We start from the raw sequence: 23,440 nt of genomic DNA, 5'->3' as shown, positions 1-23,440 counted from the left end.
CTTCCAATTTAATCGGCGATTACCGATTCACCATGCCACAATGACTCTATTGTTTCACGCTTTCTTATTAAGTGAGCTTGGTCGTTATCGACCATAACTTCAGCAGCACGAGGACGTGAGTTGTAGTTGCTACTCATTGTAAAACCATAGGCACCCGCTGAGCGAACTGCCAAAATATCACCCGCTACTACAGCGAGCTCTCTTTCTTTACCAATAAAGTCGCCAGTCTCACATACAGGACCAACAACATCATAAACTTTTGTAGCTAAGTCTTGCTGATGAATAGGCTCAATTTTTTGCCATGCAGAATAAAGCGCAGGCCTAATCAAATCATTCATCGCTGCATCTACTATACAAAAGTTTTTATCTGCATTCTGCTTTAAATACTCTACTTTTGTTAATAATATGCCGGCATTTGCCATTATCGCGCGACCAGGTTCAAAGATAATCGTTAAATTTGGATATTGTTTTAACTTTGACATCAAGGCTGCTGCATATTCGCGTGGGTGAGGTGGAACTTCACCGTTATATGGCACACCTAAACCGCCGCCCAAATCCAAGTGACTTAATAAGATGCCTTTAGTCTTTAGTGCTTCTATTAATTTTATTAGCGCATCAAGTGCATCTAAAAAAGGCGCTATTTCTGTTAACTGCGAGCCGATATGACAATCCACACCCTGCACGTTCAGTGACGGTTGTTGATTCGCCCATTCAAATAATGGCATAGCCTGTTCTAACTCTATCCCAAACTTATTTTCTTTTAAGCCAGTAGAAATATAAGGATGTGTTCCGGCATCAACATTTGGGTTTACACGAATAGAGATCGGCGCAACTTTATTTTGTTCTTTCGCGACTGCCGCTATGCGTTTTAGCTCTGCTTCAGATTCTACGTTAAAACATTTTATTCCGACTTCTAATGCAAACTTTATTTCTTCAACGGTTTTACCAACACCTGAAAATACCACTTTACTGGCATCACCACCGGCTTTTAGCACTCGAGCAAGCTCGCCACCGGAAACGATATCAAAACCTGAGCCCATTTTTGCCAAAACGTTAAGAACAGCAATATTGGAATTGGCTTTTACCGCATAACAAATTAAATGAGGGTACCCTTTCATGGCGTCTTCAAACGCGAGGTAGTGACGCTCTATGGTTGATTTTGAATATACAAAACAAGGCGTGCCAAATTGTTCCGCGATGTGCTGACAATCAACTTGCTCAGCAAGCAGACGACGGTTGGTAAAATTAAAAAAATCCACGTTTCAAGTGCTCTATTTTGTTGGCTAAATTTAAATACTTTAATCGATAATCACTTCGTTTTAGTATACTAACTACGCGCGATTATTGGTTTTTATTGGATGTAGGTGACGGATTGTTCTGAACAGTCGGGACTTCTTTAGCAACGTCAGGCTTCACCGGTTTTTGATCGGGTAGATACAGTGGCCCTTTTTGCCCACAAGCAGATAAAAAGCTCGCCAAAATTGTAATGGCAACAAAGTGAGAGACATTGAAAAAGCTGGATTTACTTCGACTATTCATGTTTTTACTGTATCTATTCTATTTGACGCCTATAATCGCATCATAATTCGTAATTGCAAGTAGGAAACTCAATGAATGACAGTCAATATCATCAATTAGCCGATGACCTTTTAAATCAGCTTCAGGACAGTATCGATGACATCGATTTTGACCTTGATTATGAAACGGCCGGTGGCATTCTTGAAGTGATTTTTCCAAACGGCACAAAAATCATTATCAATAAACAAGCACCATTGCACCAAATCTGGGTAGCCACTAAATTTAACGGTCACCACTTTGAATATAAAGATGGCCTATGGATAGACAATCGCACTGACGTTGAATTATTTACGCTATTAAATGACGCAGGCTCAAAACAAGCCGGCACCCCCATTTCATTTAACTAAATTAATATCATACAGAGGTAACATGGTCTTTAACGGAACTGAGAACTATATTGTTTCTGACGAACTTCGTTTAGCAGTAAATGCAGCGATTACGTTAGAAAAGCCATTGCTTATTAAAGGTGAGCCAGGTACGGGTAAAACGCAACTGGCCGAAGAATTGGCTAAAGCGCTCGATACAGAACTAATTCAATGGCACATCAAATCGACGACTAAAGCCCAACAAGGTTTATACGAATATGATGCGGTGTCTAGACTGCGTGATAGTCAACTAGGCGACGAACGTGTCCATAATATTGGCAATTACATTGTAAAGGGAAAAATGTGGCAGGCGTTTGATGCAACAAAACGCCCGATACTCCTCATAGACGAAATTGATAAAGCAGATATTGAGTTCCCAAATGACTTGCTTCAAGAGCTCGATAAAATGGAGTTTTTTGTTTATGAGACGCAACAACAAGTTGTTGCTAAACAGCGCCCTATCGTAATTATTACCTCGAATAACGAAAAAGAATTGCCAGATGCTTTTTTACGTCGTTGCTTTTTTCATTACATTCAATTTCCAACACGCGAAGAAATGAAAAAGATCATTGATGTTCATCATCCAGATGTGAAAGCAAATTTATTAAGAGAAGCGCTTGAGGTGTTTTTTGATTTACGTGACTTAAATGGCCTTAAGAAAAAACCATCAACGTCAGAATTAATTGACTGGCTTAAATTGTTAATTGCCGATGATGTATCTCAGCAAGTTTTACTCGATAAAGATAGTAGCATTGTACCGATGTTCGGCGCGCTTCTTAAAAATGAGCAAGACGTACAGTTATTAGAAAAACTGGCCTTTATGAGCCGAAGAAAAAGCTAGTCTATGTTTATAGATTTTTTTCTAACTCTAAAAAAGTACAAAGTTCCCACTTCATTAAAGGAATTGTTAGACCTAATTGAAGCGGTTAAAAAAGGCGTTATTTTTGCTAATGTTGAAGAGTTTTATCATCTTTCTCGCTTAATCCTTGTTAAAGACGAAGTGCATTACGATCGTTTTGATCGAGCCTTTGCCGATTATTTTGAAGGTGTGCAAAACATTGACCTTAGCGAGCATATTATTCCGGAAGACTGGCTGAAAAAAGAGTTTGAAAAACAACTTAGTGACGAAGATAAAGCCAAGCTTAAATCATTAGGCGGATTAGATGCGCTAATGGACACGTTAAAACAGCGCTTAAAAGAGCAGCAAAAGCGTCATGCCGGCGGCAATAAGTGGGTTGGCACTGGTGGCACCTCGCCTTTTGGCGCTTATGGTTATAATCCAGAAGGTGTACGTATTGGCCAACACGAAAGTCGCCACAGAAAAGCGGTTAAGGTTTGGGACAAACGTGAGTTCCGTAATCTAGACAAGGATAATGCGTTAGGTTCAAGAAACATAAAACTGGCATTAAAAAAACTACGCAAATTTGCACGTACAGGCAGCACAGAAACGTTAGATATTAAACAAACCATTAGAGCCACGGCCAATAATGCGGGTTACCTAGATATAAAAACCGAACCAGAAAGGCACAATGCGGTGAATGTATTGATGTTTTTTGACGTAGGCGGTTCTATGGACGATTATATTCATATCTGCGAAGAACTTTTTGCAGCGGCTCACACAGAGTTTAAGCATTTAGAATTCTTTTATTTTCATAACTGTTTGTACGAACAAGTATGGAAAGATAACAATCGTAGATATGACGAAGGTCTCACCGTTGATCAATTGTTAAGAACTTATGGCAGCAATTACAAAGTTATTTTTGTTGGTGATGCCACTATGGGCCCTTATGAAATAATGATGCCCGGTGGGTCAGTTGAGCATTGGAATGAAAAACCCGGTGTTGAGTGGATGAACAAAGTACTTGAGCACTTTGATAAAGTCGCTTGGCTAAACCCACAAGAACAACAACATTGGCCATTTTACGCTTCAATCGGTTTAATGAAGCAAATAGTAAAAGATCAGATGTTTCCGTTAACAGTTGATGGAATTGGTCGAGCAATTAAACATTTAAGTTAGGATAAAAAAACATGCTTAAAAAACGTTTATTTTTTGTTGCACGCACATTTTCGTTGCTCTTTTTCAGCATATTCTGCTCTCAGATTGCCTATGCATCGCAAGCGGAAACTCAATCAGTTGAAAATCAGTTTATTCAACGAGCGGTAATTACTAGTGATGTTGAAAATCGAGAACCGGTTGACAACCTGAATGCAACAGCGCTGAGTCGTGATCTCAATAAAGTCTTTTTCTTTACTGAAGTAACTGGCCTTGCTAACCAAACGATTATTCACCGTTGGAGTTTAGAGGGCCAAGTACAAGCAGAAGTATCGCTTAATATTGGTTCAAACCGTTGGCGTACCTACTCAAGTAAAAATTTGTTTGCTGGTTTACGAGGTAGTTGGTTGGTTGAAGTCATCGATCAGCAAAACCGAGTGTTATCAAGCGCAACGTTTACATACTAAGCCGTATATTAGTATTTAGAAATGTCGTTAAAACTGGTAGTCTTAGCGACAACATTTCTTATTAATCCAACCTTTAGCAGTTAATTTATGACCCAAACTTCAGTGACCGAAATTCGAATTGCCACACGCGAAAGTGCGTTAGCAATGTGGCAGGCTTATTATGTAAAAGATCAACTAGAGGCTGCACACCCTTCGGTAAAAGTTACCTTAGTTCCAATGACTACAAAGGGCGACCAAATCCTTGATACTCCACTCGCTAAAATTGGTGGCAAAGCTTTGTTTGTGAAAGAACTCGAAGTAGCTATGTTAGAGGACCGAGCGGATATTGCCGTTCATTCGATGAAAGATGTGCCTGTTGAATTTCCAGACGGATTAATGCTAAACACAATTTGTGTCAGAGAAGACCCTCGTGATGCATTTGTAAGTAACACTTACCCAACTTTAGATGAGTTACCTGAAGGCGCGGTGGTTGGCACATCGTCATTACGTCGCCAGTGTCAGCTAAAGTCATTGCGACCTGACTTAGTAATTAAAGACTTACGAGGCAACGTGAATACGCGTTTGCGTAAGCTAGACGAAGGTCAATATGATGCAATTATTCTTGCCGCTGCAGGCTTAATTAGACTGGAAATGCCTGACCGTATTAAGCAGTATTTACCAACAGAATTGTTACTTCCCGCAAATGGTCAGGGTGCTGTAGGTATTGAATGCCGCAGCGATGACGCTGAAATAAAAGAATTACTATCTGCTCTTGAAGATGCGCCTACACGAGCAAGAGTTTTAGCTGAACGAGCAATGAATAGAGGTTTAGAGGGCGGTTGCCAGGTGCCAATAGGCAGTTATGCGGAAATAGAAGGTGAGATATTAACGCTTAAAGGTTTGGTCGGTAGTTTAGATGGTAAAACTATTATTCGAGACCAAATTAGCGGTAATGTGAACGACGCAGAACAACTTGGTCAAGAATTAGCTGTGCTACTGCTAGGGCAAGGCGCTGACGTTATATTAAAAGAAGTGTACAACGCGGATTAGTCTTATGAGCGCTCTCAATGAGCCTGCAACAAAAATACACGTTTTAAATACTCGCCCTGCTCCCATGGGCGAGGAACTTGATGCAACTCTTTCGAAAGCGAACCTTTCCTCTATTTATATACCTGGCGTGGGTATTGAACTCACTCACGAGCAAAACATAGACCTTCAAATTTTACGATGTTTACGTACTAAATTTATTTTTGTAAGTCGAAATGCCGTCGATGCTTTTTATCAAATAATTAAAAGTGATCGTGAACTTTTCAGCCTTGCTCAGAAGCACAAACAGCTTTTTGCTGTCGGTGAAGGCACTGCCTCGCAACTTGCACAAACACTCAATCGAAATATCGACAGCATATATTATCCAAAACAAAGTGATAGTGAAGGCCTACTTGCGCTCCCTGAATTGTCTAATGAGCAGTTGGTGATGAGCTCAGATAATCGAGAAGAACGAGCGGTAGATTCCGAACGAGTGATCATAGTTAAAGGCGATAATGGCCGAGAGCTAATTAAGTCGTCTCTATTAAAAAGAGGCTATACTGTGAGCGAGTGGTCACTTTACAAACGGATTCAGAACACCTTTTCAACGATCAGTGATCAGTGGCAACAAATATCAATATTACTAGCAACTAGTGTTGATATTGCTGAGGCGATAGTTCAGGCCCTGATTAATAATTATAACGAGCACCACACTGATAATTTAAGCCTGAGTCGTAATGAGTTTTTAAATAGATGGCAATGGCTGGTGTTTAGCCAACGAATAAAGTTATATTTGCTGGCACAGGGAATCGATGATTCTCAAATATATATCTGTGAACAAATGAATAATTCTTCTATTATCAATAGCATTCAACGATTGGCGAAGTGAGACGATTATGGCGCAAGGCAAGGACAAGAATAAAACAAACAAGTCGGACAATAAGTCTGAATTATCAGCCGACCAAAAAACGGCACAAGCCAGCGTTGAAATTGAACAATTGGAGGCCGAGCTAAAAGCGAAAGCTAAGCTAGAGGAAAAGGCTGAACGAGAGGAAAAGGCTGAACGAGAGGAAAAAGCCGAGCCGTCAGTGGCAGTCACACCTGCGCTGTCATCACCTCCAACAGATGATAAGTCTGATAAAAAACAATCGCCGATAAACCAAAAGTCATTTAGTTGGTTAGCATTTTTTGCATTTATTTTCAGTCTAGTGGCAATAACCGCAGCTGGTTATTTGTGGTGGCAAGCGCAGATATTTACGCAAACACAAAAACAAGGTCTTGAGCAAACTCAAACACTCGCCGAGCAAAGTTATCAACAGACTCGCAATACATTAAAAACGGTCCAAGACAATCTAGCCCAATTGCAGTTAAATCAGCAACGCGGAAATGACTTCGTGTTAAACACACAACGAAGTTTACAAAGCTTAAATAATCGAATAAAAGAACTCGGTCAAAGTCAGCCAAATACCTGGTTGGCCGCGGAAAGCTTATATCTTGTTAATTTGGCCGAACATCGTCTATTGATTGAAAAAGACAGTGCAACAGCGGTGCAATTGCTACTTTCTGCAAATGTGCGACTTGCGGCTATGCAAGATCCTAGCGTTTTCTATTTAAGAACTGCGATTAGCGAAGATATTGCGACGCTCAATGCAATTGTTCAACCGGATACAGAATCGGCATTTTTGGCATTATCTGGCGTTATCAGTCAGATGCAAACTTTGCCGCTAGCTCGAAAATACACACCGGAGCCTATCGCTGAAACGAAAAAACCTGAGGTGTCTAGCGACGTAAGTGATTGGAAAACCAATTTAGCCAATAGCTTGGAGCGCTTTATGGGTAACTTTGTCACAATTACGCGACGCGATACGCCAATCGAGCCTGAACTGCCACCGAAGCAACGTTGGTATGTTAGAGCAAACGTAACAAGCCAATTACTTGCCGCACAAAATGCCAGCTTAAACAATAAGCAAACAGTTTACGTAGCATCTATCGCGCAATCTTCAGCTTGGTTACGCCAATATTTTGATTTATCGGACCCTGCCGTTACATCTGTAATTACTACGTTAGATGCAATTAAAGATAAAAAGGTAGAAATAAGTTTACCGCAAGGACTTACAGCGCAACCTTTACTAAAGACTTATGTTGCAAAACAAATGAACTTACAAATGGTTGAGGGAGAAAATCAATGAGTAAGTGGTTAAAACGACCTATCGCTTTTGCGCTTATTATTTGTGCTCTTATTTTTGCGCCAAACTTAGTGAATGAGCAAGGTTATGTGCTCATTTCATTTGCAAGTTGGACTCTTGAGGGCTCTGTGTTTGAAGTCTTAGTCGCCCTTCTGATTGTCGCCGTATCAATTTATATTCTTATAAAAGCAGTACAGTATTTATTCTTAATGCTAATTTGGCCGAGTAAGTGGTGGCAAAAATTTCACGTAAAAAAAAGCACTAGCTTCTATCAAAATGGCTTAAACCTAATGACACTAGGTCAGTGGGATTTAGCAGCTGAAGAGTTTTTAAAAGTTCGTCGTAGTGACCGAATTGACTCAGCTCGCGCACTGAGTTTAGTTTGTGCTGCACACGCAAATAATAAAAAAGTAACTGCAGAGGTTCAAGAAAAGTTAAAGCTGAGCGATTTAAGTAAAGCACCAAGCGTTACATTTGATAAGTCTGAGGTCCCATTTTCTCAACTTGTTATTGCTTGCCAATCGGAGGATTACGACCATGCGGCTAAGCTATTAGATACAATGGCCCTTCCGGTATTAAAGCAGTCTATAGCATTTCAACAATTATGGTTGGAGATCAATATCTATCGACATAATTGGTCTGAAGTTGACCAAATGTTGCCAAAAGTAAATAAACAGATTAAAAAGCAAAGCTCCGAGCACGCCTTTGATAACTGGCAAGCCCAGTTAACAAAATGGTTCGAACGTGGTTTTTCTTCCTTTGTTTCTCTGCACTCGTTAAATCAGCTTGAACAAGCGTGGAAAACATTAAATAAGCATAATCGCCAACTACCTGCCTTGCTGTTTGCTTATCTGTCAGCTCTTTCTAAAGCACAACAATCAGACAAGGTTGAAGCGCTCATCTTAGAACAACGCAAAGTACTTAATAATGTATTTATTTTGAATATTGTTCGTCGTTACTACGAGTTAAATCATTCTGTGCAAATGGATTTGTTATTTACTCGTGTTCAAAAGCATTTGCTAAACGCACCAGATGATAAAGAGCTATTAACTATACTCGGTTATTTAGCCGCAGGACAACGAGATCACCAACTGGCTAAACAAGCTTTACAAAAAGTTGTGTATAGCCAAAACAATGCAACCGATACTAAGTTATTTGCCCAAGAGTTGGCACTGCTGGGCGAAACACAAAAAAGCTTAGAGGTTTATCACTCGTTATAACTGGCTAACGCGATATTTCAGGCTCTGGATTTACATGCAGAGTCTGTGTCGGGAACGCAAATTCTCCACCGTGTTGTTCAACAATATCAGCAATAGCGAGAAGCACTATGTGCTTGTGTTCATGGAACGTGACCCAAGAAGTAGTCACTGTCATGCAGTAAACTAAAATATTTAAGCTTGATGTTCCAAAGCCATTAAAGTTAACAATTATGGTTTGATCTTGCGCAATTAAGGTTGAGTTTGTTAGGTAAGTTTTGATGTCTTCAACAATATTGTTAACTTGCTTAATATCATCATACCTCACGCCAATCGTCTCTTTTATACGTCGATGCGTCATTCTTGATGGGTTTTGCACGGCGATATTATTAAACATTGCATTTGGCACGTATAACGGACGCATATCAAATGTTCGTATTTTTGAAATTCGCCAACCAATATACTCGACCGTTCCCTCAATTTCCCGATCTGGTGAGCATATCCAGTCGCCCACTTTAAATGGCTTGTCCATGTACAACATGATCCCACCAAACCAGTTTGATACAAGGTCTTTTGATGCAAATGCTAAGGCGGCGCCGGAGACACTGCCCAAAGCGATTAAACCACTGGCGTCTAAGCCCAACAAATCAAAGGCAACAATGGCTAAAATTACCATTAACAGCAAGCGACAAACTTTAGCAACACCAATAATAGCAGTTTGATCTAATCGCCCTGTTTCTGTCGAGTCTAAAAAGGCAAACTCAAGTGTATTTACAACTCTGAAGCCAAACCAACTCATATGCACGGCTATCAACAAAGATATAACAGGAAACTCAGATAATCCTAACTTTAAAACCCAAAATTGATTGATCAGTTTAAGTGAGTGCCACAGCATCAACGCGATTAAAAATGTCTTAGCGGGTAAATAAGCAGAATATAACGTAGCGCCAAAAATTTTATTTTGCGGTTGAGATAAAAGTTTACTTTTTAATGCGCGCAAAATGAGTAACACAACGGCCGTCGTTGTTAATGTCATTAATTCAATAAAATAAATGTTTTCAGGATTAAAAAAGTCTTTAATGGCGTTCACGTGTACAAATCTTCCTGTTGTTTTTTCAAGAATAACGTTAGGTTATATAAAAACTACGGTTACGCAACCGTGATGAACAACTATCAGTAAATTTAAGGCTACCTTGTGAATAATATATCAACCTTGATTCGAGTTTTTTCTTTCATCGCAATCTTTCTGTCTAATTTTGCGTATAGCTCCGAGCAAACTTCTCTAAGTGATGCTCATCAACGCTTGCCGTTAAATAATATTGAAATACCACAAAACGAATTAGTTTATATCCAAACTGATCTCGGTGAAATCGTCATTCAACTTACGGACCTCCAATCACCGCTAGCAACAGCGCAGTTTAAAAACTTAGTAAATGACCAGTTTTACAGTGGCCAAACTTTTTATCGCGTTATAGAGGGATTTGTCGCTCAGGCCGGTGAACGTGAATATAAAAAAGGCATCACTAAAGACACAAAATTTCGCTCACCATTGCCTGCTGAATTTACCCAAAAAGGGGTTGAAGCAAATTCATTTCAAGTTGTGCAGTCCCCAGATTTATTTGCACCTGAGACTGGTTTTTGGAGCGGTTTTCCCGCTGGTAGAGACTTAACAACAAACGAACAGTGGTTACTGCATTGCCCAGGCACAGTGGCGCTTGCCCGCAATAATGATCCTAATTCAGCAACCACAGAGTTTTATATTGTTATCGGTCAAGCACCGCGTCACCTAGACCGCAATATGTCGATTATCGGTCGTGTAATCGAGGGCATGTCAGTTGTTCAGTCAATGACTCGTGGAGAACGGAGCAAAGGCGGCATAGTAGAACCATCGTCTTTAAGTACTAAAATAATTGACGCAAAAATTGGATCAAAAATGAACAAAGAAAAACAAATTTCTTACTTCATCGATAATACAAAAGCTGATAAATTCCAAACACGTATAGAGAACGCTCGATATAAAAAGGCACCGTTCTTTGTTTATCCTGGAAACGGCAATATTGACGTCTGCTATCATCAACCAAGTATCACAAAAAAATAGCAACCAACCCTTTTAACTTTGGATTACGCCATTATGACGCATTTTAACTTTCGTTTTGCTTCGAACACTTTTATTGCTGTTTTGTTATTCTTAGGCGCAGTGGGCACTTCGCAAGCAGCTGACACCACTAAAGTTACCATTGGCGAAGAATACTGGCATAATTCTAAAGTACTTGGCGTCGCCAGAAAATACCAAGTATCGTTGCCTGAACGCTATGAAGGCAACACTCGTAAATACCCTAGCCTTTATATAATCGATTCCGACTTTCATTTTTTGCACGTGGCCAGTAGCGTTAAACATTTGACTCGAATGGGAAAATTACCACCTATGATCGTTGTTGGCGTCGCTACACTTAGTGATTTTGACTATGTTTATCACACCACTTGGCAACATTCGAACCCAAAAGAGCAGTCCGCTGAATACGGTGGAATAGAAACATTTAACAATTACATTGGCAATGAGCTAATCCCTATTATTGATAAAGCATTTAGAACAAACGACCAGCGGGCCGTCGCTGGATATTCTTTAGGCGGTCTTTTTGTATTAAACAACTACTTGGACTCAACCAGCAAATTTAATGCCTTTTTAGCTATGAGCCCAAGTGTTTGGTTCGACAATATGTCTATTATTCAGCGATTTAAGCAAATGCCAGCTATATTAAAAGATGCCTCGAACTCAGCTAAAACCCGCAACAAGCCACTGTTTATTTCCGTTGCTAATGAGCAAGGTATGGGAGTTACGGAACTCGCAACGGCTCTTAAAGCTAAATTTAATGACGATTCCAATTGGACCTTTGCTTCTATTCCAGAAGAAAATCATTTTTCTACCGCCCTACCAGCTTTACTCAAAGGTTTAGAATTCCTCGCACCCAACTATGGTATGGACGGCGGTGAATTATTGGCCTTAGGCGACTATAACGCTGCTCTTAATTATTTTGAATCGTTGCAACAACAATGGGGTGGTTTCCAAATAGAGTGGTTACAGGCGTATCAATTTGCTAAATACGTATTCTGGTCAGAACAAACTAATAAAATAGGCGAAATTCTTAAGTCTATTCAAAGCAGATTTCCAGACGCTCATGCGCAAATTGCCATTCAGTTAGCCAATGGCTGGTTAAAGAAAAATCAGATCGAAAAAGCAGATGCATTAATTGCACAAGTAAAGTTAGCCGCTAAAAAAATGCCCGAATGGTATAAAGCAAAAGCGGATTTACTAACGGCCCAAGGAAAACCAGAGCTTGCCAAGGCGATGTACTTAAGAGCAAATGAACTAGCTAAACAAAACAAATGGTCTGCATGGGAAGTTAACGGTTTAAAACCATAACGTCGTTTCTTTTTGAAAGGCAAAGCTGTCAATTTCTCAATACAGTTTTGTCGACAACCTCAACATTTCCACTATTAAACTTTGCTCTAATGTTTGATTTTTGGAGTACTCAAGCCTATATTGTCTACAATTTATAAAACCTAGAGTTTGATTGTGGGCAAAATTACACTTCCAATTGAGCAGCCTGTTACCGCGGCAGACAAGACTTTTATTAAATTAAGAGCGGATATCGTTGAAGGAGACCTGTCAGCTGGACAAAAATTAAGCGAAGCTGAGTTGTCGACAAAGTATGGCGTTAGCCGAGCTGTTATTCGTGAGGCAATGAACCGATTAGAGTCTAGCTTTTTAGTTGAACGCAAAGCCAATGTCGGTGCCCGTGTTGCAACGTTGTCGGTAGATGGATTAATTGAACTTTACCAAGTTCGCGAATCTTTAGAAGGCATGGCTGCAAGACTCGCAGCTAAAAACATGACGGATAAAGAAATTGCAGACCTTAACAAACTCCTCAGTAAACATTTTGACAAAGTTAAAGATGGTCAGTCTTATTACCAAGAAGCTGGCGATTTAGACTTTCATTATCGAGTCATTTTAGGCAGTAAAAACCAACATTTAATCGACATGCTCATCAACGGAATTTACCACTTAGTTCGCATGTATCGCGTGCAATTAGGTATGGCAGGCCCTCGTGTTACTACCGCTTTTGATGAGCACAAAAATATCGTACAAGCCATTAGCAACCGCGACGAAGAGCTCGCCGAAATGCTGATGCGTCGACACATCCTTTATTCTAAAAATAATATCGAGAACAAATTAATCTCGATGCAAAAAAATTAACCGACATTGCTAGTAAATGTCATCAACAGGTTTAACAAAAAAGAGAGAACAGCATGAGCGCAGGTAAGAAGTTTCGCCAAGCATTAAAAGACAACAAACCTCTACAAATTGTAGGCACTATTAACGCGTACTCAGCAATGATGGCTAAACAAATTGGTCACCAAGCTATTTACCTTTCTGGTGGCGGTGTTGCTAACGCATCATATGGTCTGCCTGATTTAGGCATGACTTCATTAAATGACGTTATTGTTGACGTACAGCGCATTACATCTGCCTGTGACCTACCATTAATGGTGGATATTGACACTGGTTGGGGTGGCGCATTTAATATTGCTAAAACCATTCGTGATATGGAAAAAGCGGGCGCAGCGGCCGTTCACATGGAAGACCAAGTGGCGCAAAAGCGTTGTGGTCACCGTCCTAACAAAGAAATCGTTTCTACTGCAGAAATGGTTGATCGTATTAAAGCAGCAGTAGATGCGCGTACCGACCCAGACTTTTTCATCATGGCGCGTACGGATTCATTTGCTCAAGAAGGTTTAGAAGCGGCTATTGAGCGTGCAAAAGCTTACGTTGCAGCCGGTGCTGACGGTATTTTTGCTGAAGCTGTGCAAACAGAAGAGCATTACCGTGCATTCTCTGAAGCGTTAGATGTGCCAATTCTAGCGAACATTACAGAGTTTGGTAAAACTGAACTTTGGAACAAAGAGCAGCTAGGTGAATGGGGCTGTGACATGGTTCTTTATCCATTAAGTGCGTTCCGCGCAATGAATAAAGCTGCTGAAAATGTTTATAAACATATTTTGAACGATGGCGATCAAAAAGCCGTAGTAGATTCAATGCAAACTCGTATGGACCTGTATGACTACCTTGGGTATCACGACTACGAGCAAAAGCTAGATTCATTATTTGCAGAAGGCAAAAATAAGTAATAAAAACAACCAATTTATGAATATTGATTAGTACAACTAGATAAAAAGTGAGTCAATTTTTGGCTCGCTTAAAAAATAATAAAGCGTCGTAAATAAGGCGCTCAACATGAATAAATTTAACAGGTTAACTCAGGAGAGAAATCATGGCTAAAGTATTAAGTGGCGCGGGTCTTCGCGGTCAAGTTGCAGGTAAAACAGCCCTTTCAACCGTTGGTAAGTCAGGTTCAGGTTTAACCTACCGTGGTTATGACGTAAAAGACTTAGCGAACAATTGTCAATTTGAAGAAGTGGCGTACCTAATCTTAAAAGGTAACCTTCCAACTCAGTCTGAACTTGATGCATATAAGAAGAAGCTTCACGGTATGCGTGGTCTTCCTCAAGCACTTAAAGATGTACTAGAGCGCATCCCTGCAAACGCACACCCAATGGATGTATTGCGTACAGGTTGTTCAATGCTTGGTAACCTAGAAATGGAAACTAGCTTTGACCAACAACAAGACGTCAGTGACCGTTTATTAGCAAGTTTCCCAAGTATCATTTGTTACTGGTACCGCTTCTCACACGATGGCGTTCGCATTGACGTTGAAACAGATGATGACTCAATTGGCGCGCACTTCCTGCACATGCTTCACGGTGAAAAACCGAATGAGTTGCATGAGCAAGTAATGCACGTTTCTCTAATTCTTTATGCTGAGCATGAGTTTAACGCGTCAACATTCACTGCACGTGTTTGTGCCTCTACATTGTCAGACATGCACTCTTGTGTAACCGGTGCAATTGGCTCTTTACGCGGTCCATTACACGGTGGCGCAAACGAAGCGGCGATGGAAATGATTGAAGGCTTCACATCTGCTGATCATGCTGAACAAGAAATGATGGGCAAACTTGAACGCAAAGAAAAAATCATGGGCTTTGGTCACGCGGTTTATTCTGACTCAGACCCTCGCAACGAAATCATCAAAGGCTGGGCAGAGAAGCTTGGTAAAGATGTAGGTGACACAGTTTTATACCCAGTATCTGTTCGTTGTGAAGAAGTAATGAAGCGCGAAAAAGGCTTGTTCTGTAATGCCGATTTCTTCCACGCGTCTGCATACCACTTCATGGGTATTCCTACGCCGTTGTTTACACCTATCTTTGTAATGTCTCGCGTTACAGGTTGGGCTGGACATGTTATGGAGCAACGTGCTGATAACCGTATCATTCGTCCTTCTGCAGATTACACAGGCGAAGAGTTACGTCCAGTTACGCCAATTGCAGAGCGTTAATACCTCGGCGATAGCAAACTCCTAAGGTCAGGCTTTTAAATAGAGTCCACAAATTTGTGACTCAACATTTAAAAGCCGTCGACGCTCTAAAGTCGCGGGGCCTCTTTGTTCCCGCTTCTTTTTATAAAACCAAATAACATTCATTCGTAACAATGAATTGGTGATTAAAATGAATATGAATTACAGAAAACCACTACCAAATGCAGGTATCGACTTTTTCGATACAAAAGAAGCAGTGGATGCCATTAAGCCAGGCGCTTATGCAAAACTACCTTATACATCAAAGGTACTAGCGGAAAACCTAGTACGAAAATGCCCAGAAGATAAACTGACGGACTCATTAACGCAATTAATCGAGCGCAAACGCGACTTAGATTTCCCGTGGTTCCCTGCCCGCGTTGTATGTCATGATATTCTTGGCCAAACCGCCTTAGTTGATTTAGCAGGCTTACGTGATGCCATTGCTGAAAAAGGTGGCGACCCAGCAAAAGTGAACCCAGTTGTACCAACTCAATTAATTGTTGATCACTCTTTAGCCGTAGAACACGCTGGTTTTGAAAAAGACGCGTTTGAGAAAAACCGTGCCATTGAAGACCGTCGTAACGAAGACCGCTTTCACTTTATCAACTGGACTAAGACCGCATTCAAAAATGTTGACGTTATCCCTCCAGGTAACGGCATCATGCACCAAATTAACTTAGAGCGCATGTCACCGGTTATTCAAAGCCGCGATGGCGTTGCCTTCCCTGATACATTAGTTGGAACCGACAGCCACACACCTATGGTTGATGCACTAGGCGTTATTGCCGTTGGTGTTGGTGGTCTTGAAGCTGAAAGCGTTATGTTAGGCCGTGCGTCTTACATGCGTTTACCGGATATTATTGGTGTTGAACTAACTGGCAAACCTCAGCCAGGCATTACCAGTACAGATATCGTTTTAGCGTTAACAGAGTTTTTACGTAACGAACGTGTTGTATCATCGTACTTAGAGTTTTTTGGTGAAGGCGCAAACGCACTAACGCTAGGCGATAGAGCGACCATTTCCAACATGACACCAGAATTTGGTGCCACAGCTGCAATGTTCTATATCGATCAGCAAACCATCGACTATCTAACGCTAACTGGCCGTGAAGATGACCAAGTAAAATTAGTTGAAAACTATGCAAAACACACCGGCTTATGGGCTGATGATATGGTTGAAGCCGAGTACGAACGAGTTCTAACTTTTGACCTTTCAAGTGTTGTTCGTAATATGGCTGGTCCTTCTAATCCACATGCTCGCGTTGCCACCACTGACTTAAAGTCAAAAGGTATTGCCGGCATTGTTGAAAATGAAGAAGGCAAAATGCCAGATGGTGCAGTGATTATCGCAGCAATTACAAGCTGTACTAATACCAGTAATCCGCGCAATATGGTTGCAGCTGGCCTGTTAGCTCGAAATGCAAACAAACATGGCCTGTTACGTAAACCTTGGGTTAAGTCTTCATTAGCGCCTGGTTCTAAAGCCGTCACTATGTATTTAGAAGAGGCAAACTTATTGCCTGAACTAGAGCAACTAGGCTTTGGTGTTGTCGCTTATGCTTGTACATCTTGTAATGGTATGAGTGGCGCACTAGACCCTAAAATTGCGCAAGAAATTAAAGATCGTAATTTATACAGCACCGCAGTTTTATCGGGTAACCGAAACTTCGATGGCCGTATTCACCCGCATGCAGATCAGGCATTCTTGGCGTCACCGCCACTTGTTGTTGCTTATGCCATTGCCGGTACCATTCGCTTTGACATCGAAAAAGACATTTTAGGTCACGACAAAGACGGTAACCCAATTACTCTTAAAGACTTGTGGCCAAACGATGAAGAAATTGATGCGGTTATAAAAGCGAGCGTTAAACCTGAGCAGTTCCGTAAGGTATACGAGCCAATGTTCGACCTAACGGTAGATTACGGCGAAGACAATAATCCTTTGTATGATTGGCGTCCGCAAAGTACGTACATCCGTCGCCCTCCTTATTGGGAAGGTGCATTAGCAGGTGAACGCACAATGAAAGGCCTGCGCCCATTAGCTGTGCTTGGTGATAACATCACTACGGATCACTTATCGCCTTCAAATGCCATTATGATGGACAGCGCTGCTGGCGAATATCTACATAAAATGGGCTTGCCGGAAGAAGACTTTAACAGTTACGCAACGCACCGTGGCGATCACTTAACGGCACAACGCGCTACGTTTGCTAACCCAAAACTATTGAATGAAATGGTTCAAGAAAATGGGCAGGTTAAGCAAGGCTCTTTTGCTCGAATTGAGCCAGAAGGCAAAGTAACCCGCATGTGGGAAGCGATTGAAACCTACATGGAACGCAAACAACCACTAATTATTGTTGCCGGTGCCGATTACGGTCAAGGCTCTTCGCGAGACTGGGCTGCTAAAGGTGTTCGTTTAGCGGGCGTAGAAGTAATTGTAGCCGAAGGATTTGAGCGTATTCACCGTACTAACTTGATTGGCATGGGCGTTTTACCACTTGAGTTTATGCCTGGCACAACACGCAAGACATTAGGTTTAGACGGCACTGAAACTTATGACGTTAAGGGCGAACCAACGCCTGGTGCAACGTTAGCAGTTGTTGTTAATCGCAAAGATGGCAGTTCAGTTGAAGTTCCAGTTAAGTGTCGCTTAGACACTGCTGAAGAAGTTTCAATTTATGCTGCTGGCGGTGTATTACAGCGCTTTGCACAAGACTTCTTAGAGTCTCAAGGCAACTAAATTATGAGCTAACTGGTGTACCCAGTTAAGTTTCTGAAATAAAGCGGTGAGTCTAACTTGCCGCTTTTCATCTCATACAAACATAAGGAGGAATGTAATGTCTTCAACACATTTGCCTCAGATAAAAATTCCAGCTACTTATATGCGTGGCGGCACTAGTAAAGGTGTCTTCTTTAGCTTAGACGACTTACCACTAGAAGCCCAAGAGCCAGGCGAAGCGCGTGACGCCATATTACTTAGAGTAATTGGTAGCCCAGATCCATACGGAAAACACACAGACGGAATGGGCGGAGCAACATCAAGCACAAGTAAAACCGTCATTTTGTCTAAAAGCAACAAAGCCGGTCATGATGTTGATTACTTATTTGGACAAGTTGCTATAGATAAGCCTTTTATTGATTGGAGTGGTAACTGTGGAAACTTAACCGCTGCGGTAGGTTCCTTTGCCATTTCAAATGGCTTAGTTGACGCCGACCGAATTCCAAAAGATGGCATTGCGACGGTTCGTATTTGGCAAGCGAATATTGGTAAAACTATTATTGCCCAAGTCCCTATGACCAATGGCGAAGTTCAGGAAACCGGTGATTTTGAACTTGATGGTGTTACGTTTCCAGCCGCAGAAGTGGAAGTGCAATTTTTAAACCCAGCTGACGGTGAAGGCGCTATGTTCCCTACAGGCAATGTAGTGGATGAGCTAGAAGTACCTGCAATCGGTGATTTTCCTGACGCGACGTATAAAGCCACTATGATCAATGCTGGCATACCAACTATTTTCCTTAATGCAGCCGATATAGGTTATACCGGTACAGAATTGCAAGAAGCTATTAATAATGACGACGCCGCATTAGCGCGTTTTGAACATATTCGAGCACATGGCGCCGTTAAAATGGGTCTAATTCAAAACATTAGCGAGGCCGTTGCGCGCCAGCATACGCCAAAAGTAGCCTTTGTTGCGCCACCAGCTGATTATGTTACCTCGAGTGGTAAACACATCGCCAAAACGGATATAGACGTGTCTGTACGTGCATTGTCCATGGGTAAACTTCATCATGCTATGATGGGCACAGCCGCTGTTGCAATTGGCACCGCAGCTGCTATTCCAAATACGCTGGTAAACCTAGCAGCAGGCGGTAGTAATCGAACGGCCGTGACATTTGGTCACCCTAGCGGTACCTTAAAGGTTGGTGCTGAAGCTGAAATGCTAGATGGTAATTGGCAAGTTAAGAAAGCTATTATGAGTCGCAGTGCGCGGGTCTTAATGGAAGGCTGGGTAAGAGTGCCTCAGCAATAAAATCAGACAAAACCACCGACATCGGTGGTTTTTTATAAGGAAAGAATATGACGACGCCCGATCCAGGTTGGCTTTATCAACACAGCAGCATATTAATCGCTACTGTTTTGTTTTTTAGTATTATTTTATTTAATGAGCTGGGCTTTTATCTTGGCCGATATGTTCAACGTCGAACTTCCGACGAAGTAAAATCTTTAACAGGCTCAATTCAGGCGTCGATTTTAGGCTTATTGGCCTTATTACTAGGTTTCACCTTCAGCATGTCAATGGAACGCTTTAATGCTCGTAGTATGGCCGTCATTGATGAGGCTAATGTAATACAGCAGTCTATGCTTCATGCTAGCCGGTTACCAGAGCAAGAGTCCCTAGCAGCACAGCAACTGTTGTCGCAATACGTTGATGCTAAAATTGAATTAAGTGCTGTAAGTATTGCCAACGAACAAGAACGTATTCGAGTTGTAAACCATACAATTGAGATTCAAAAGGCCTTATTGCAAGCCTCTTTAGAGAGTGAATTCACTCACTCAATTTTTAAACTTATTGAGCATCAAAATACACGTAATGCATTAATAAAAATGCACGTTCCGGATGTCGTGCTAATCTTATTATTTATAGTCTTTGTCGCATCTGTCGCTATTTTGGGCTATTCCGTAGGGCTGAGTGGGAGTCGTATGACGGTTCAAATAACTATGGTGTCGTTGCTAATCACATTAATAGTATTCATCATCATCGACTTAGACAGACCAAAGCGTGGGTTGATTAAAATCGATCAATCACCAATTTTATATCTACAACAACATCCTTATTAATCATGGGCGACTAATATATTTTTTTGTAGATTTTAGAACGTTCTTAGGGAGCTGAAATATGAAAAGAATATTATTAAAACTAATATCGGTTAGCGTTTTAGCAAGCGCAGTATTTTTGTTGCTTGGATGTAATACCCTTCAAACCAATCTAAATACTGACGAAGATCAGCGACCAGGGGACAACAAAGAATATAAGAAGAAGCATTCCGATGATTGTCAGAATGCGCAATTAGATTTAGCCGAAGCAAAAGCTGCAAATGACAAAGTGGCGGCAGATAGAGCTATGCGGTTGATGGAAAAAGCCTGCGCTGAATATCTTAAACAAAAGCAGCAAGAGAAACAAAAGCAGGCTTAATCATTGAAATATGGGTTCTGATTAGCTGAGTTTCTTCTCCCAGAATTCGGCTTTGCCCATTTCCGGATCAAGCTCATAACCTTTAAATCCATATTTTAAATATGAATTGCGAGCCACCGTATTACCCTCTAATACTTCAAGAGTAAGCTTACATGCGCCACGTGATTTGGCCACCTCTTCAACTTTATCTAGCATTTTTTGGCTTAAACCCAAACCGCGAAAGTTCTCAGATACCGTTACATCATGAATATTAATCACAGGCTTACAAGCGAAGGTTGAGAAGCCTTCAAAACAATTTACTAACCCAGCAGGTTTATCATCAACGTAAGCCAAAACAGTGAATGCGTGCGGTATTTTTGATAACGCGCTTACTAAATTGGTACGACTATATTCATTTAACGCTTCCGCTCCGCCCATAGGATCTAATGCGTATCCATTTAGAAGGTTTACTAAGTCTTCGCCATCTTTGGCAACATGATAATCGGCTAATCTGATTTCCACATTCATTGAACTGTTGCTCCTGCTGTTAATTTTCTTGGGAGTAATTTTACTACCCCCGTAATACTATTTTATTGCGGTCCTGAATGACACTGCATGATGTTTAGCGTACCGAGTTCTCATCTACTTTATTTAAATAAAAGCAAACGCGTCTGCAAATAACTGCTCTTTGATAGCACCTTTTTGATTTATAAAGTCTTCTCTGGCAATGCCAGCCATTTTAAAAGGTCCGGCTAAATAAACATCATACGGCTCTAAACTGCTTATATCTTCCATCACAGCATGATGTACATAACCTGTTTTTCCTGTCCAATTGTCGTCAGATTCTTCAACAACAGGAATAAATTGGAAGTTAGGGTGTTTAGCAGCCCATTCAACTAAGTAATCTGAGGCATATAATGCTTGTGCGTTTTTTGCACCCCAAAATAGTAAAACCGTATGGTTTGGCTTCGTTTCTGCTAAATAGTCAGCAATCGATTTAACGTATGAAAATCCTGTGCCCCCTGCCATTAATATAATTGGGCGCTCTGATGCTAAGTTTAAATGTGCTGAACCTAATCCTATCTCCAGTGTTACATGCCTATTATTGGCCATATGATCTAATGCACCTTGCGGGTAAGCATCATCTGGACCTGCACCAATATGCAACTCAATATATTCTGCGGTTGGGCTAGAGGCGATGGAAAAAATACGCTTGTCTTGCTCCGACAGCACGACTTGGAGATATTGACCGGCTAAAAAATTAGCAGGCTCAGTCGGTTTTAATCTAACAATTTTTACGTAATCTGTTACTGCGTCAATTGACACAACTTCGGCATTTATCTGATATGCAGACATTTACTCTTTTCCTAGTATTACAGAGTACTTAAACTATAGACCAGTTCGTGCAGAGATTAAGTACTCATGAAATTTGTTCTACTTTAACCAATTAGTTAGTTAAAGCAGTGTTTATCATATTGTTAAACGTACGGATAAATTTGATGCTTACTTTTTATTTAAAATAATGCCAAATTCATCCCAACGCTGGTCAACCTTTTCTTTTATTTCTGGCGACATCTCAATAGGTTCGCCCCATTCTCTATCTGTTTCACCGGCCCACTTATTAGTGGCATCTAAGCCCATTTTTGAACCTAAACCAGATACTGGCGATGCAAAATCTAAATAGTCTATCGGCGTATTTTCAATCATTACCGTGTCTCGAGCCGGATCCATTCGTGTCGTAATCGCCCACATTACATCGTTCCAATCACGGGCATTGACATCATCATCACATACGATCACAAATTTTGTGTACATGAACTGACGAAGGAAAGACCAAACTCCCATCATTACTCGCTTAGCATGACCTGGGTATTGCTTTTTCATCGTCACTACGGCCATTCGATAAGAACAACCTTCTGGTGGCAAATAAAAGTCTACAATTTCTGGGAATTGCTTTTGAATGATAGGCACAAAAACTTCATTCAACGCGACGCCTAATATTGCAGGTTCATCAGGTGGACGACCTGTATAGGTACTGTGATAAATAGGATCTTTACGATGCGTTATATGAGTTACGGTAAATACAGGAAAAGACTCCACCTCATTATAATAACCCGTATGGTCACCATATGGCCCTTCTGGCGCCATTTCTTCAGGGTCTAAATAACCCTCCAGTACAAACTCTGCCGACGCCGGGACTTGTAAGTCATTAGAAATACACTTAACGACTTCCGTTTTGTCACCGCGAAGTAAACCGGCAAATCCGTATTCACTTAACGTATCTGGAACCGGTGTCACTGCACCTAAAATAGTAGCGGGATCTGCACCGAGCGCAACAGCGACTGGGTATTTCTCACCTGGATTTGATTTTTTAAACTCTTGGAAATCAAGTGCACCACCACGATGTGATAACCAGCGCATTATTAGTTTGTTTGGACCTAATAGCTGCTGTCGGTATATGCCTAAGTTTTGCCTAGGTTTATTTGGGCCTTTGGTTACGGTTAAACCCCAAGTTACCAATGGAGCTACGTCGCCTGGCCAGCAGCGCATGATAGGTAACTTTGTTAAATCAACATCATCACCTTCAATAACCACTTTTTGACACGGCGCTTTTTTAACTTCTTTTGGCGATAAATTCAGAACTTGTTTAAAAATTGGCAACTTAGAAAAGGCGTCTTTAAAGCCTGCTGGCGGCTCTGGTTCCTTTAAAAAGGCGAGTGTTTTACCTACTTCACGCAGTGCTTCTACGCTGTCTTGGCCCATTCCCATTGCAACTCGTTTAGGGGTACCAAATAAATTTGCCAGTACTGGAATTGAATATCCTTTAGGATTTTCGAATAACAAAGCAGGGCCTTCACCGCGCAACGTTCGATCTGCAATTTCAGTCATTTCTAAATCAGGATCAACTTCAGCAGTGATACGAATTAACTCGCCCTGCTCTTCAAGTTTATCTATAAAATCTCTAAGATCTTTATATTTCATATTGGCCTAAACATTTACGAT

At 41.1% G+C, this 23,440-nt stretch carries 23 protein-coding genes; 17 read left to right on the top strand and 6 right to left on the bottom strand.

The genetic code is table 11. The features are described from left to right. Window positions 1–8: 8 nt before the first annotated feature. Entirely contained in the window at window positions 9–1,259 is a 1,251-nt protein-coding gene (gene lysA, locus ACZ1GV_RS00535; protein WP_472674776.1) for a diaminopimelate decarboxylase, read from the bottom strand. An 82-nt stretch (window positions 1,260–1,341) separates the two neighbouring features. Then, window positions 1,342–1,539 carry an LPS translocon maturation chaperone LptM gene (gene lptM / locus ACZ1GV_RS00530; RefSeq protein WP_472674775.1) on the bottom strand — a complete coding sequence of 66 codons (198 nt, stop codon included), beginning with the start codon at window positions 1,537–1,539 and terminating at the stop codon, window positions 1,342–1,344. Between the two features lie 71 nt (window positions 1,540–1,610). Between lptM and cyaY the strand changes: the two genes are divergently transcribed. From cyaY to ACZ1GV_RS00490, 8 genes are all read left to right on the top strand, one after another. After that, a complete protein-coding gene (gene cyaY, locus ACZ1GV_RS00525; RefSeq protein ID WP_472674774.1) occupies window positions 1,611–1,925 on the top strand; it encodes an iron donor protein CyaY in 315 nt (104 codons plus the stop codon). A gap of 22 nt (window positions 1,926–1,947) precedes the next feature. Then, window positions 1,948–2,784: an AAA family ATPase gene (locus tag ACZ1GV_RS00520; protein WP_472674773.1), complete on the top strand. Its 837-nt coding sequence runs from the start codon at window positions 1,948–1,950 to the stop codon at window positions 2,782–2,784. Between the two features lie 3 nt (window positions 2,785–2,787). After that, window positions 2,788–3,960 carry a vWA domain-containing protein gene (locus tag ACZ1GV_RS00515; RefSeq protein ID WP_472674772.1) on the top strand — a complete coding sequence of 391 codons (1,173 nt, stop codon included), beginning with the start codon at window positions 2,788–2,790 and terminating at the stop codon, window positions 3,958–3,960. An 11-nt stretch (window positions 3,961–3,971) separates the two neighbouring features. Then, the gene (locus ACZ1GV_RS00510) at window positions 3,972–4,403 is read left to right on the top strand and encodes a DUF2914 domain-containing protein (protein WP_472674771.1); all 432 of its coding nucleotides are present in this window, start codon (window positions 3,972–3,974) and stop codon (window positions 4,401–4,403) included. 87 nt (window positions 4,404–4,490) lie between these two features. Next, window positions 4,491–5,432, top strand: a complete 942-nt coding sequence (gene hemC / locus ACZ1GV_RS00505) for a hydroxymethylbilane synthase (RefSeq protein ID WP_472674770.1) — start codon at window positions 4,491–4,493, stop codon at window positions 5,430–5,432. A gap of 4 nt (window positions 5,433–5,436) precedes the next feature. Then, complete coding sequence (locus ACZ1GV_RS00500) at window positions 5,437–6,297, top strand: uroporphyrinogen-III synthase (protein ID WP_472674769.1); 861 nt, start codon at window positions 5,437–5,439, stop codon at window positions 6,295–6,297. 7 nt (window positions 6,298–6,304) lie between these two features. Next, window positions 6,305–7,597, top strand: a complete 1,293-nt coding sequence (locus tag ACZ1GV_RS00495; RefSeq protein WP_472674768.1) for a uroporphyrinogen-III C-methyltransferase — start codon at window positions 6,305–6,307, stop codon at window positions 7,595–7,597. After that, window positions 7,594–8,814: a heme biosynthesis HemY N-terminal domain-containing protein gene (locus tag ACZ1GV_RS00490; protein WP_472674767.1), complete on the top strand. Its 1,221-nt coding sequence runs from the start codon at window positions 7,594–7,596 to the stop codon at window positions 8,812–8,814. The genes ACZ1GV_RS00495 and ACZ1GV_RS00490 overlap by 4 nt, the downstream gene beginning before the upstream one ends. 4 nt (window positions 8,815–8,818) lie before the next feature. On the opposite strand, the gene ACZ1GV_RS00485 is transcribed toward ACZ1GV_RS00490, so the two are convergent. Then, window positions 8,819–9,880, bottom strand: a complete 1,062-nt coding sequence (locus tag ACZ1GV_RS00485; RefSeq protein WP_472674766.1) for a mechanosensitive ion channel family protein — start codon at window positions 9,878–9,880, stop codon at window positions 8,819–8,821. Between the two features lie 105 nt (window positions 9,881–9,985). On the opposite strand from ACZ1GV_RS00485, the gene ACZ1GV_RS00480 reads away from it, so the two are divergent. The 9 genes from ACZ1GV_RS00480 (at window position 9,986) to ACZ1GV_RS00440 (ending at window position 20,458) form a co-directional block, all read left to right on the top strand. Further along, window positions 9,986–10,888: a peptidylprolyl isomerase gene (locus ACZ1GV_RS00480; protein ID WP_472674765.1), complete on the top strand. Its 903-nt coding sequence runs from the start codon at window positions 9,986–9,988 to the stop codon at window positions 10,886–10,888. A gap of 33 nt (window positions 10,889–10,921) precedes the next feature. Then, complete coding sequence (locus ACZ1GV_RS00475; RefSeq protein ID WP_472674764.1) at window positions 10,922–12,211, top strand: alpha/beta hydrolase-fold protein; 1,290 nt, start codon at window positions 10,922–10,924, stop codon at window positions 12,209–12,211. A 162-nt stretch (window positions 12,212–12,373) separates the two neighbouring features. Beyond that, the gene (locus ACZ1GV_RS00470) at window positions 12,374–13,045 is read left to right on the top strand and encodes a GntR family transcriptional regulator (protein WP_472675848.1); all 672 of its coding nucleotides are present in this window, start codon (window positions 12,374–12,376) and stop codon (window positions 13,043–13,045) included. A 53-nt stretch (window positions 13,046–13,098) separates the two neighbouring features. Beyond that, window positions 13,099–13,977 carry a methylisocitrate lyase gene (prpB, locus tag ACZ1GV_RS00465; RefSeq protein WP_472674763.1) on the top strand — a complete coding sequence of 293 codons (879 nt, stop codon included), beginning with the start codon at window positions 13,099–13,101 and terminating at the stop codon, window positions 13,975–13,977. A gap of 143 nt (window positions 13,978–14,120) precedes the next feature. Then, window positions 14,121–15,242 carry a bifunctional 2-methylcitrate synthase/citrate synthase gene (gene prpC / locus ACZ1GV_RS00460; protein ID WP_472674762.1) on the top strand — a complete coding sequence of 374 codons (1,122 nt, stop codon included), beginning with the start codon at window positions 14,121–14,123 and terminating at the stop codon, window positions 15,240–15,242. A gap of 169 nt (window positions 15,243–15,411) precedes the next feature. Continuing rightward, window positions 15,412–18,003: a Fe/S-dependent 2-methylisocitrate dehydratase AcnD gene (gene acnD, locus ACZ1GV_RS00455; RefSeq protein WP_472674761.1), complete on the top strand. Its 2,592-nt coding sequence runs from the start codon at window positions 15,412–15,414 to the stop codon at window positions 18,001–18,003. Between the two features lie 97 nt (window positions 18,004–18,100). Further along, window positions 18,101–19,294 (top strand): 2-methylaconitate cis-trans isomerase PrpF, encoded by a 1,194-nt coding sequence (gene prpF / locus ACZ1GV_RS00450; RefSeq protein WP_472674760.1) that lies wholly within the window; start codon window positions 18,101–18,103, stop codon window positions 19,292–19,294. A gap of 47 nt (window positions 19,295–19,341) precedes the next feature. Next, complete coding sequence (locus ACZ1GV_RS00445) at window positions 19,342–20,103, top strand: bestrophin-like domain (protein WP_472674759.1); 762 nt, start codon at window positions 19,342–19,344, stop codon at window positions 20,101–20,103. 58 nt (window positions 20,104–20,161) lie between these two features. Next, window positions 20,162–20,458 (top strand): hypothetical protein, encoded by a 297-nt coding sequence (locus ACZ1GV_RS00440; RefSeq protein WP_472674758.1) that lies wholly within the window; start codon window positions 20,162–20,164, stop codon window positions 20,456–20,458. Window positions 20,459–20,479: 21 nt separating this feature from the next. Here the strand turns inward: ACZ1GV_RS00440 and ACZ1GV_RS00435 are convergent, their stop codons facing one another. The 3 genes from ACZ1GV_RS00435 to ubiD form a co-directional block, all read right to left on the bottom strand. Continuing rightward, on the bottom strand, window positions 20,480–20,965 hold the full coding sequence (locus ACZ1GV_RS00435; protein ID WP_472674757.1) for a GNAT family N-acetyltransferase: 486 nt from the start codon (window positions 20,963–20,965) through the stop codon (window positions 20,480–20,482). 123 nt (window positions 20,966–21,088) lie between these two features. Next, window positions 21,089–21,793, bottom strand: a complete 705-nt coding sequence (gene fre / locus ACZ1GV_RS00430; RefSeq protein ID WP_210560495.1) for an NAD(P)H-flavin reductase — start codon at window positions 21,791–21,793, stop codon at window positions 21,089–21,091. A gap of 147 nt (window positions 21,794–21,940) precedes the next feature. After that, entirely contained in the window at window positions 21,941–23,419 is a 1,479-nt protein-coding gene (gene ubiD, locus ACZ1GV_RS00425) for a 4-hydroxy-3-polyprenylbenzoate decarboxylase (RefSeq protein ID WP_210560496.1), read from the bottom strand. Window positions 23,420–23,440 lie beyond the last annotated feature (21 nt).

This window comes from Psychrosphaera sp. HA2-10 (assembly GCF_055693745.1).
This window is presented reverse-complemented; position numbering and strand designations above follow the sequence as displayed.

Excerpts from the sequence above, each read along its gene's own strand:
- acnD (WP_472674761.1), top strand. The coding sequence starts at position 15,412 with ATGAATATGAATTACAGAAAACCACTACCAAATGCAGGTATCGACTTT.
- ACZ1GV_RS00445 (WP_472674759.1), top strand. The coding sequence starts at position 19,342 with ATGACGACGCCCGATCCAGGTTGGCTTTATCAACACAGCAGCATATTA.
- ACZ1GV_RS00510 (WP_472674771.1), top strand. The coding sequence starts at position 3,972 with ATGCTTAAAAAACGTTTATTTTTTGTTGCACGCACATTTTCGTTGCTC.
- fre (WP_210560495.1), bottom strand. The coding sequence starts at position 21,793 with ATGTCTGCATATCAGATAAATGCCGAAGTTGTGTCAATTGACGCAGTA.
- ACZ1GV_RS00440 (WP_472674758.1), top strand. The coding sequence starts at position 20,162 with ATGAAAAGAATATTATTAAAACTAATATCGGTTAGCGTTTTAGCAAGC.
- ACZ1GV_RS00515 (WP_472674772.1), top strand. The coding sequence starts at position 2,788 with ATGTTTATAGATTTTTTTCTAACTCTAAAAAAGTACAAAGTTCCCACT.
- ACZ1GV_RS00475 (WP_472674764.1), top strand. The coding sequence starts at position 10,922 with ATGACGCATTTTAACTTTCGTTTTGCTTCGAACACTTTTATTGCTGTT.
- hemC (WP_472674770.1), top strand. The coding sequence starts at position 4,491 with ATGACCCAAACTTCAGTGACCGAAATTCGAATTGCCACACGCGAAAGT.
- prpB (WP_472674763.1), top strand. The coding sequence starts at position 13,099 with ATGAGCGCAGGTAAGAAGTTTCGCCAAGCATTAAAAGACAACAAACCT.
- ACZ1GV_RS00500 (WP_472674769.1), top strand. The coding sequence starts at position 5,437 with ATGAGCGCTCTCAATGAGCCTGCAACAAAAATACACGTTTTAAATACT.
- ubiD (WP_210560496.1), bottom strand. The coding sequence starts at position 23,419 with ATGAAATATAAAGATCTTAGAGATTTTATAGATAAACTTGAAGAGCAG.
- cyaY (WP_472674774.1), top strand. The coding sequence starts at position 1,611 with ATGAATGACAGTCAATATCATCAATTAGCCGATGACCTTTTAAATCAG.
- ACZ1GV_RS00435 (WP_472674757.1), bottom strand. The coding sequence starts at position 20,965 with ATGAATGTGGAAATCAGATTAGCCGATTATCATGTTGCCAAAGATGGC.
- ACZ1GV_RS00495 (WP_472674768.1), top strand. The coding sequence starts at position 6,305 with ATGGCGCAAGGCAAGGACAAGAATAAAACAAACAAGTCGGACAATAAG.
- prpF (WP_472674760.1), top strand. The coding sequence starts at position 18,101 with ATGTCTTCAACACATTTGCCTCAGATAAAAATTCCAGCTACTTATATG.
- prpC (WP_472674762.1), top strand. The coding sequence starts at position 14,121 with ATGGCTAAAGTATTAAGTGGCGCGGGTCTTCGCGGTCAAGTTGCAGGT.
- ACZ1GV_RS00520 (WP_472674773.1), top strand. The coding sequence starts at position 1,948 with ATGGTCTTTAACGGAACTGAGAACTATATTGTTTCTGACGAACTTCGT.
- lptM (WP_472674775.1), bottom strand. The coding sequence starts at position 1,539 with ATGAATAGTCGAAGTAAATCCAGCTTTTTCAATGTCTCTCACTTTGTT.
- ACZ1GV_RS00490 (WP_472674767.1), top strand. The coding sequence starts at position 7,594 with ATGAGTAAGTGGTTAAAACGACCTATCGCTTTTGCGCTTATTATTTGT.